This is a genomic window from Sphingomonas hominis (assembly GCF_013328205.1).
Classification (GTDB): Bacteria; Pseudomonadota; Alphaproteobacteria; order Sphingomonadales; family Sphingomonadaceae; genus Sphingomonas; species Sphingomonas hominis.
The window spans coordinates 1-1,860 of record NZ_JABULH010000027.1; the positions used below are offsets into that span (position 1 = coordinate 1).

The following is a 1,860-nucleotide window of genomic DNA, read 5'->3' on the forward strand; positions in this document are numbered from 1 at the left end:
GTCCTTACGTGCGGCTGTAAGGACGTCCTCTATCCCCGGCCCCAACACAGCAAGGCGGCACCCGCCGGATGCTTACCAGGTGGCGGCAGATCGTCCGTCATCAGCCGGGCGGTGCTCGCCGTGCGCTGGACTTCATTGTTGATGGTGCCGCGCGCCTCGGCGTTGCGGCGCATGCGATTGAGGAAGGCGCGGGCGTTGCGCTCGATGCCGGCGCGATCGTCCACTGTGCTATTCAGCAATGCATCCATGTGCTCCAACGCTTGCTGGAGATCATAGAATGACGCAGCCGATCGACCTAAGCGGTCAGCGCGGCGATCTCGCTTCGACACGCGACGAGCAGCTGAAAGGTCAGTCCGTCCCGATGCTGCTCGATATTAACTTCGGCGGCCGTTCGCGCATCAGCAGCGACTCCGCGGTTCTTCCACCACTCAACCGCGGCGTTACCGACCCATCCGAGAGCCCCGCTCGCGACAAGCGCACCGCCAATCTTCCCGAGCTCGGCCAGGTCAACCACGCGCGAGCATCCGCGATGCCGTACGCCGCCGGCATTCGCCCGCCATCTCCGCTGCCGCTGCTGGATCGATCCGCGCAAGATCGACCATCGACATCGCGACCCCAAGGTGGTCGTAGGCGTCGAAGAAGGCACTGGCCTTCATCTTCGCGCCCTGCGCGTAGCCGATCGCCGCCAGCCCCATCGCTACGACGAGCGCGGTGTATGCGGCGAGCCGCCACTAGTTGGTCTGCCCGGACAGGTAGGACGCCTAGAATACGACCGTCACCGTTGCCATCCAGAACACGAAGCTGAGGAAGATCTCCGGTGGCCGAATGCGACCACGCATCAGCGTCAGCGCGCCCGATGCCGACCACCAGAGATTGTAGAGCGCCAGTGCGCCGGCGATCACGCGCAGGCCGATGACGATTGCTGCAATAGCCGTCATTGGCCCGTTCGCGACCGCCTGGGCCGCGATGGTAGCTTTAATCATCGATGTTACCTTTCTCCGGCTAGGAGCGTAGAAGCGTGCGCGGCTGGCGTAATCCGGAAGCCAGCAGACACCGCCGATGCGAGGCATTCCATGACTGAACGTCACATAATCGGGTACGTTCTGATCGCACTTATCGTCATGGCTGGCGCCTACGCGCTCGTCCGCTGGCGGCGCGGTGTCGCGCGAGAAAAGGCTCGCAGGCGCAGCACGAAAAACCACTTAAAGCGCATCGATTGAGGAGTAAGCGCGTGCCAGCCGTATTCATGCTGATCAGTTCGGTGGCGGCGCTTGTTGCAGCCGCGGTCGCTAGTCGACGCCGTCGTTAACCAATCAGAGAGGTCGGTACGTCAGACCTTAGAAGCGGCGCTGCTCGAAGGGGGCTTCGGAGCAGCGCCACAATCTCGCCTCGACGCGCAACCTGGACAAATCCTTCGCAACAGCTTTGGTCGCGAGGGACGCATTGTCCATTGATGTGTCCCCAACTAAGGGGCGTTACGACGAAGATCACGAGGTAACGATGAAAGCGCTTGCCATCATTTCGACAGCGGCAATCCTGTCGGGGTGCGCACTCGGATCGGGGGGCACCGGACCGTCGGATATTCCGAAGAATGCCTACGGCGCCTTTTGGACGTCCAAGCCCTTGAGCCAGGTATCGGCGTGTCTGGACAGCGCCGGGCTGACGCCGACCTACCAGGCACAGGATATTAGCGGCCAGCAGACGGCCTATCGAACGCTCGTTGTGCTAACGGTTGCTGAAGAACAGACGCAGACCTCGCGCGAGGTGCACCGTTGCGTTGATACTAGAGCGGTTTTCGGGCGACCTGAATCGTTGAGGATTCACATGGCCCCGGTTTTCTGATTCAGCCTTCCTGCTGGC

The 1,860-nt window shown here is 62.1% G+C and carries 5 protein-coding genes; 1 reads left to right on the forward strand and 4 read right to left on the reverse strand.

Features of this window, described 5'->3' with window-relative positions; translation table 11 throughout:
- Nucleotides 1-29: 29 nt before the first annotated feature.
- The 4 genes from HRV97_RS17185 to HRV97_RS17200 form a co-directional block, all read right to left on the reverse strand.
- Nucleotides 30-248, reverse strand: coding sequence for a hypothetical protein (locus HRV97_RS17185; protein WP_174195346.1), 219 nt, complete (start codon nt 246-248; stop codon nt 30-32).
- 47 nt (nt 249-295) lie between these two features.
- Nucleotides 296-514, reverse strand: coding sequence for a hypothetical protein (locus HRV97_RS17190; RefSeq protein ID WP_174195347.1), 219 nt, complete (start codon nt 512-514; stop codon nt 296-298).
- Nucleotides 507-695 (reverse strand): hypothetical protein, encoded by a 189-nt coding sequence (locus HRV97_RS17195; protein ID WP_174195348.1) that lies wholly within the window; start codon nt 693-695, stop codon nt 507-509. Before HRV97_RS17195 ends, HRV97_RS17190 begins: the two co-directional genes overlap by 8 nt.
- Before the next feature lie 66 nt (nt 696-761).
- The gene (locus HRV97_RS17200; RefSeq protein ID WP_174195349.1) at nt 762-983 is read right to left on the reverse strand and encodes a hypothetical protein; all 222 of its coding nucleotides are present in this window, start codon (nt 981-983) and stop codon (nt 762-764) included.
- 517 nt (nt 984-1,500) lie between these two features.
- Between HRV97_RS17200 and HRV97_RS17205 the strand changes: the two genes are divergently transcribed.
- Nucleotides 1,501-1,842 (forward strand): hypothetical protein, encoded by a 342-nt coding sequence (locus HRV97_RS17205; protein WP_174195350.1) that lies wholly within the window; start codon nt 1,501-1,503, stop codon nt 1,840-1,842.
- The last annotated feature ends 18 nt before the right edge of the window (nt 1,843-1,860 follow it).